This window comes from Robertmurraya mesotrionivorans (assembly GCF_050971805.1).
Lineage (GTDB): Bacteria > Bacillota > Bacilli > Bacillales > Cytobacillaceae > Robertmurraya_A.
The window spans coordinates 20,500-27,893 of the sequence record NZ_JBPCCH010000032.1 but is presented as its reverse complement, the minus strand read 5'-3'; the positions used below and the strand labels follow the sequence as shown (position 1 = coordinate 27,893).

At 33.5% G+C, this 7,394-nt stretch carries 7 protein-coding genes and 1 pseudogene; 5 read left to right on the top strand and 3 right to left on the bottom strand.

From position 1 onward, the window contains the following. Nucleotides 1–504 precede the first annotated feature (504 nt). The 3 genes from ACRX5O_RS24080 to ACRX5O_RS24070 all read left to right on the top strand — a co-directional run bounded on the left by ACRX5O_RS24080 (nt 505) and on the right by ACRX5O_RS24070 (nt 3,436). The gene (locus tag ACRX5O_RS24080) at nt 505–1,470 is read left to right on the top strand and encodes an alpha/beta fold hydrolase (protein WP_433908262.1); all 966 of its coding nucleotides are present in this window, start codon (nt 505–507) and stop codon (nt 1,468–1,470) included. A 292-nt stretch (nt 1,471–1,762) separates the two neighbouring features. Further along, entirely contained in the window at nt 1,763–2,239 is a 477-nt protein-coding gene (locus ACRX5O_RS24075; RefSeq protein WP_391557502.1) for a CarD family transcriptional regulator, read from the top strand. Between the two features lie 996 nt (nt 2,240–3,235). Beyond that, nucleotides 3,236–3,436, top strand: a complete 201-nt coding sequence (locus ACRX5O_RS24070) for a cold-shock protein (protein WP_066052309.1) — start codon at nt 3,236–3,238, stop codon at nt 3,434–3,436. 256 nt (nt 3,437–3,692) lie between these two features. Here ACRX5O_RS24070 and ACRX5O_RS24065 read toward each other — a convergent pair whose 3' ends face one another. After that, a complete protein-coding gene (locus ACRX5O_RS24065) occupies nt 3,693–4,127 on the bottom strand; it encodes a S1 domain-containing RNA-binding protein (RefSeq protein ID WP_433908261.1) in 435 nt (144 codons plus the stop codon). 400 nt (nt 4,128–4,527) lie between these two features. Between ACRX5O_RS24065 and ACRX5O_RS24060 the strand changes: the two genes are divergently transcribed. After that, on the top strand, nt 4,528–4,713 hold the full coding sequence (locus ACRX5O_RS24060) for a DUF2187 family protein (protein WP_119708521.1): 186 nt from the start codon (nt 4,528–4,530) through the stop codon (nt 4,711–4,713). Between the two features lie 781 nt (nt 4,714–5,494). Further along, a complete protein-coding gene (locus ACRX5O_RS24055; RefSeq protein ID WP_433908265.1) occupies nt 5,495–5,626 on the top strand; it encodes a hypothetical protein in 132 nt (43 codons plus the stop codon). A gap of 10 nt (nt 5,627–5,636) precedes the next feature. Here ACRX5O_RS24055 and ACRX5O_RS24050 read toward each other — a convergent pair. Both ACRX5O_RS24050 and ACRX5O_RS24045 read right to left on the bottom strand, forming a co-directional pair. After that, a pseudogene (locus tag ACRX5O_RS24050) lies at nt 5,637–5,941 on the bottom strand (transposase); the annotation flags it as partial. A gap of 764 nt (nt 5,942–6,705) precedes the next feature. Continuing rightward, on the bottom strand, nt 6,706–7,272 hold the full coding sequence (locus ACRX5O_RS24045) for a histidine phosphatase family protein (RefSeq protein WP_433908260.1): 567 nt from the start codon (nt 7,270–7,272) through the stop codon (nt 6,706–6,708). Between the last annotated feature and the right edge of the window lie 122 nt (nt 7,273–7,394).

Sequence of the window (7,394 nt, the reverse complement as noted above, 5' to 3'; positions counted from 1 at the left end):
ATTGGAAATCTATTCACATCGTTTTTTTGCATCTTACTGACGTTCCTTGTAACAAAATATTGGATTGATCATAAAAATTGGAACCATGAATAAATAGAGCATATTAGAGATGAACGCTATTAACAGAAAAATGAAGAAAACTTAAAGAGAAAAGAGTGTTATTGATCTATTTATGAATTATTGTACTTAAAGTAAAGGGGGCGATTCTTCCATAGAGGGAGATATCGATTTTTCTATTCGACTAAAGAGCAGGTTTGTTCAATAAGAAATATTTGGCTTTATTCCCTAGAGGGAGTAAAGCCATTTTTTATCTTCTAAATGAGTCTAATCTATTAATACGCCTTAAGGCTGAAATGAAGATATTTCTCAGGGGTGATTTCTACTATTACCTTAAATAGTAAAATGGACTAAGAAGTGGTTGGAAAATATTGTTTGATGGGGTTCTGATTGAAAGGAGAATATCAAAATTAATTAAATAATACTCTGAGAGAAAGTAGTGAAAACATGGTTATTAAAAAGAAGATTAGAATTTCAATTGTACTAAGAAACATCTTATTAGCTATAGCAGCAATATTTGTTATTTTGTTTGTGTTCAGTAACTTTTTGACTGTGTATGAACAAAACAAATACCCTGTATTAGGAGAATTGGTTGAATTAGATGGTGAGAATATGCACATCTATACTAAGGGTGAAGGTGAGAATACAATCGTCTTATTAAGTGGTCTTGGAACCACAGCACCTGTACTTGACTTTGAACCCTTGGTTAATGAATTAGCAAAGGAAAATAAGGTTATTGTAGTGGAAGAATTTGGATACGGTTGGAGTGATTTAACCAAAAAAGAACGAACAGTGGAAAACATAGTTGGTGAAATAAGAACTGCTCTACAGTTAGCGAATATAAAAGGACCATATATATTAATGCCTCATTCAATCTCTGGAATTTATAGTATGTATTATGCGAATAAATATCCAGAAGAAGTAAAAGCCATTGTAGGAATAGATCCAACCTTACCACAGGCGTTAGAATATTTTGGTGAATCTGCTCCTACTATGCCTAATTTTTTTAGTTATTTGGCACCAACTGGGATAGCAAGACTAGCAATTTATATGAATTCGGACGATTTTCTTCCTATTTCTGAAGAGGATACTTATTCTAATGAAAACTTAAGGATGACAAAAGTCATCTCTTCTTGGAATGGTTACAATAGGAATGTAGTAGATGAAGCGAACGAGATAAAAGAAAATATTGAGAAAACAGCAGCCATGAAATTCCCGTCTGACATACCAGTAATGATTTTTACTGCGAAAGAAAATAAAAATAATGAGGGGAAATCAAATGTTACCTTTTATAGAGAACAACTAGAAAATGGAAGTGCAAATAAACTATTAATATTTGAAGGACACCATTATTTACATTGGACTCGTTTCATAGAAATAAGCGAAACCGTTAATGATTTCATAAAAGAATAAAGTACTACTAATAGTAGTTTGTGAAAAAAATCACTTAAAGTAAAGGGGGCGTTTGTTGAATAACAATTATTATGTTTGTTTACTAAATGAGGTTATTGTATATTCAATGGGTCAAAAATGAATACGAAGCAGCTCCCTTCTACCCTTTATTTGTAATCCGACTGGAATCCTATTATTTTTGCTTTTTTTGATTTTCAAAGAAAAAGCAGTTGACGATAAATGTTAATTTATGATAAAATAAAAAATTTGATAAAAAATACTATATATGGTATCCTTAAGAAGGTTACCATATATGGAGGTGGATTATTTGTTTCAAATTGGCGATTACATTGTTTATCCAATGCACGGAGCAGGTATAATTAAAGACATAGAAGAAAAGGAAATCTCAGGGGAAAAACAACATTACTATGTCATAAAAATGTTAATCAGTAATATGCAAGTCATGATTCCTACGGGTAAAATATCGAGTTCAAGTATACGCCCAGTTACTGACATAATTGTACTAAAACATATCATACACATTTTTCAGCATGGAGAATCAGATAGATTACTGCCGTGGAAACAAAGGTATAAAGTGAACACGGACAAAATGAAAACGGGTAAAATATTAGAAGGCGCTGAAGTTGTACGTGATTTAATGCGTATGAAGAAAGAAAAAGCACTTAACGCAAGCGAAAAAAAAATGTTGGATGACGCACATGGATTTTTGATTAGCGAACTAGGATTAATAAAAGGGATTACCGAAAATCAAATAAAAAGTTTCTGTTAGGTTAGTTATAGATAATTTATTACAACTCCCGGAAATATCCTGGATTTTTTGTGAATATAATTATTAAAAGTAAATCATCTCAAAGACATTCAACTTCTTCAACTCACTTTTAGAGCATTAACCTCTTTTGTTATTTCTACAATCTTATCTATCCTTATTATTTAAATTTCTTTTATGAACGTTTGAAGTTTATCAAATGCCTCGATAAAATAGTCACTTGATTTTGAAATCCTGATTCACACTGGCACGGACAAGGAGCCGTAAGGATGAAAGAGAGGTAGGGCTTTCATTGTTTTAGGTATACAATATATTATCAAAGTCATTATTTCTAGAAGAAAAAAATCAATCTCACCTCTATCTTTAAGAATTTTTTACATCTACTAAGACAGTAATAGTAATTGTTTTCTTCTTTCGTAAAAGAGATAGACGAATTGGTAAAACTATATGGTCAACTACAAAAATGGTTTCTAGACCAGGAAACCATTTTAAATTTCATTTACATAACAAGAAGGAGTTCAGACATGGAAAAAATGTTAACAAAATGAATCAAAGAGACGGGAAGCATCCTTTAAATAATGGATGCTTTTTTGCTTTTTTAACAATCGAAGTAGGTTAGTGGAAGTTGTATCCCTTAGCGAGTGCAAAGGAGAATTAATTTTTGAGGAATTGATAGACAATATTTAAGATGAATTACTCATAAGTAATTTTGCATAAGATAAAAAAGTACGAGTAATCAATATTGTTCTTTTTCAAATCATTAATTTTCTATAGGTTTCAGTTTCTAAGAGAGAAAAGAAAAAGAGGCATTTTGTATATAGCTAAAAGGTGGCGTTTATCTCTGTCTTCTTGCAAATACTTTTAATAAATGTTAAACTTTAGAAGAATTATTTTTGTTCGGTGTAAAGGATATTGTAAGATTAACTTTTCGTCTTGATGATCACTGAGTCCAAGGATAGTAATACATTGTGTGCAAAGTACACAGCAGGAGGAAACAAAATGGAACAAGGTAAAGTAAAATGGTTTAACGCAGAAAAAGGTTTCGGATTTATCGAGCGTGAAGCTGGAGAAGACGTATTCGTTCATTTCTCAGCTATCCAAGGCGAAGGTTTCAAATCTTTAGACGAAGGTCAAGCAGTTACTTTTGACGTTGAGCAAGGTCAACGTGGAGCTCAAGCAGCTAACGTGCGTAAAGCTTAATAATAAAACTAACGAGAACAGGCTCTTTTTAGAGTCTGTTTTTATTTTTTTCATACAAAGATCCCCACTCACTGAATGAGCGGGGCACAATGAAAGCAAGTAAATCAAATGGTAAACAAAGTGTATCACATAATCACGAATTCACCTAATTATGTTTGAACGACCTAAAGCTATAAAAGATAAAATAAAGAAGGCAAGCCAGTTATTATAGAGGCTTACCTTAATTATGTTATGAAATTTTAATAATCAGGGTACGTTATCCCCGTCTCCCGCCTCTACCACCCTGCTTTGCTCCAGTGTTCCGTTTGAGAGTAGACAAATTCTCTTCACTAGTCTTTAGAAAACGAGCCATTTTATCTTCAAAATTTTCCTTGGGTTTGAAATTGCCTACTGAACGGCTTTCACCTCTTCCTTGTCGTAGAGGGCGTTGTGAATAAGAAGAGGTTTGTCCTTCGGGTCTATCAATAGCTTTTTTGATAGACAAGGCAACTTTTCCGTCTTTCTCACTAATCACTTTTACTTCAATCAGATCGCCTACTTTGAGGTGGTCATTAACGTCTTTTACATAGCTATCTGCAACCTCACTGATATGAACTAGACCTGTTGAGCCTCCCGGTAATTCTACGAAAGCTCCGAAATTAGTGATACCTGTTACTTTACCTTGTACCTTGCTTCCTACTTCGAATGACATAAAAATTATATTCCCCCTCAATTTTGTTATAAACACTTTATTATAACAAAATTTTGAGTGAAATAATAACTGAAGCTATTTTCCCTCCATCTTTTCACATTCCTCCTCATCAAACACGGGGAATGATTTTCAGTTAATGAAAAAGATAAATAAATGGGGCAAGAGTTAAAGAAACGGATCGTTGATACTGCCTTTTTCTTCAACAAAAGGGGCAGCATTCCTGTTATAAATAAATATAAGCTACAAGTTTGTGAACAGATATACTTAAATAATAGGTGGCTATTGTTAAACAAAGGGTTGCTACGGCAGCCTTCTTTTTTTCGCAATAACTACAGTTTGTATTTTAATTGTTCCTGCATTTTTTTATCCTTGCTGAAAATAATAAGATCGGGGTGATAAAATGGCAACTGCTAAAATCGGGGACAATATATTATTTAAGCGTGAAGGGGAAAGCTATAAAGGAAATGTTACGGTTGTAAGAGAAAATTCTGTCATTGTTGAGTATGGATACAATAAAGAAAAAAACCAACCACTTACAACCATAGTCAATCATAAAAATTATAAAATTACTAATGAAGCTTTGTGAAAAAAATACTCATAGTAAAAGGGGCATTAATCCAAGAAGGAATGATGCCCCTTTTATGTTAAATTTACTTATTGAACAAAAGAGCCAGTTTAGTTAAAGAAAGACTCCTCGCTTATAATTATGTAAGATTAAGTAAAAGCCATTGGGAGGAGCAAAACTTGAATATAGAAATATTGACCTTTACTGAAAGACAAATCAAAGCCATTGATTTTATGAAACTGCTTTAATGCTCTCTATAGAGTGTTGACCTTTTCTTTTACATCAAAAATAGAGTAGAATAGAGGCATCCAATAAAATTCATTTTTTCTAGTTTACATAATATCTATTAGGAAAGTCGAGAATTTAACTTATCGTTTAGTTTCCATAGATAGCGGTACGGTATAGGAGATTATTGAATACGACCTTAGAAATTATGGTCAGTATAATACGTCATAATATACTATAGTTTAACCACCTTTGAAAACTGTAAACATAACTTAAAATGGGTAATATATAAAGAGATTTTACCATTCAATTTTGGTATAGGTAGTAAGGGCCTTTCTTTAAATAAGGCCTTTTTGTGATGTTGATTCCTTATTAGTGAAGAGAAGTGACCTCTACGCTGCCAGAGGTAAAACTATTAAACAAATGAGTAAAATACGATCAATTAAAAACAATTAAGTCTGGTATATCAAGGTTTTTAGCAGGGTGTTAGTCAATCTAGATCAATTAAAATCAATTAAAGAAGTTAAGTCTGTGCACACTTTTGTGCACACATTGGGTACAAGGATTGGGAGTATTTTTGTTAATTCCTATTTACTTAACGACATTTGCAAAACTTCTATTAACACTAATTGCCTTTGTAAACACCACGTATCACCCAATTAATTCAGATGTTGAAATGGGGAAGGGTGGGTATCGACGTTTTGCTTAATGGATCCCGATCTAAAAGGTTTTCCTTCTTGACGTTTTTTATCATAGAACTCTCGTAATTTCTTATTTCGAGGAATAATCTCATCACTTGTTTTGCTCTTACGACAGTCATGAATCGCACAACAAACAGCCATATATAATGCGTGACGAAGCCTACTAGATCCTCTATTCGTGATTCGGTTTTTGGTGGCTGTAAACTTACCTCATTCGAATACACTAGGATCAACTCCAGCGAAAGCTACGAGCATTTTAGGATCAGTAAATCGATCTATCTCCTCAATTTCTGAATAATCGTTGCAGCGATCTTTTTTCCGATGAACAACAGAGGAATGATAATGTTCTGTTGATTCTAGGACGATAGGTGGTTTCTTACCTGTTTCTATCTTTACGACCTCCAGAAACTCTACAAGTAAATCAAGATCTTCAATAGTAAGAGAAACTTTAATACTCTTTCGATATGGTTTGCCTTTATCTAAAATGCCTGAACTTGACTTTCACCTTTTGAAACATCCAGACCAATGACTGGATTCATTTCTAAATCCTCCTCCTAAACTAGTAATTTGCAAGTACCCATAATTCCTCCATGCAGTGTCACAACTTCTCTTGTTAAACGAGATCTAAGTCCCAACCAGCCTCAAACATGTTTCTACAGGTATAGGGCGAACCGTTTAGATGACGGGGTCAAAGCCCCACGGGCAGTTACGTTCTACCCTGACTCCTGATATAATAAAACCCAATAAAAAACGGTCAACCAGAAATATTTAGCATTCTGGCTAACCTTTTAATACGAACGTGGCAGTTTACTTGAAGAAGGAATGTCATTAGAATGAATTGATAGAAGTTCCATAAACGATGTAATTTTTCTTATTCCATTGAAATAACAGGATCGATCATAACAATAGTTCCTCGTGAATTGATTAGAAACCCAGCGCCAGAAAGCCAGCATAAGAACGTATCATTAGATGTGACAAACGCTTCTGGTTTTAAGTTGTGTAGCGGGTGAAACAACGTAATGTTTAGATTCAGATAAGCTCAATATTTCCATTCCTAATTTAATTGTTAGTTAGTAATTATGAAAAACTATGGTCTAATTACTTCAATTAATTTAAAATTTTTATCTTCATATTCATACTTGAAGATAGAGCAATTCGGGACTCCCTTTGCGAGTACCTCTTCCGGATTCTGCCATACACTTAAGAAATTGAAGCAAGCACCGCCATGTGATACTGCTAATACTATATTGTGATCTTCCTTTTCCATTATTTCTGTGCAAGTCTTAACCATTCTTTCTCTCACGTCGTTTCTAGATTCACCGCCAAATTGAACAAAAAACGTTTCATAAGCATTTGGTCCTTTAGGATTTAAATCTTCACTTTCTCCCTCGAATGTTCCAAAATTCATTTCTTTTAAACCTTTTAACCGTGTATACAGCATGCGTTTGTTTATTACAATTTCTAATGTGTCACTAGCTCTTTCTGATGTAGAGCAATATGCATGGTCTAAATGGATGTCTTTGAAATATTCACCCGCTACTTTTGCTTGCTCCCTTCCTAATTCTGTCAAAGGAGAATCACAAGCACCTTGAATTTTTCTTCTTACATTAAACAAAGTTTGCCCATGCCGCATTAAATAAAAAGTCTTTTTCATAACGTCCCTCCCATTTTTAACTATACAACAAACACTCAACGTTCAATGACGCACCAACTTGTGCCTTGAGATGAGGCAATGTCTGGTTGATGGAAAGCACAACTGGGGTGATTAATTCGTGT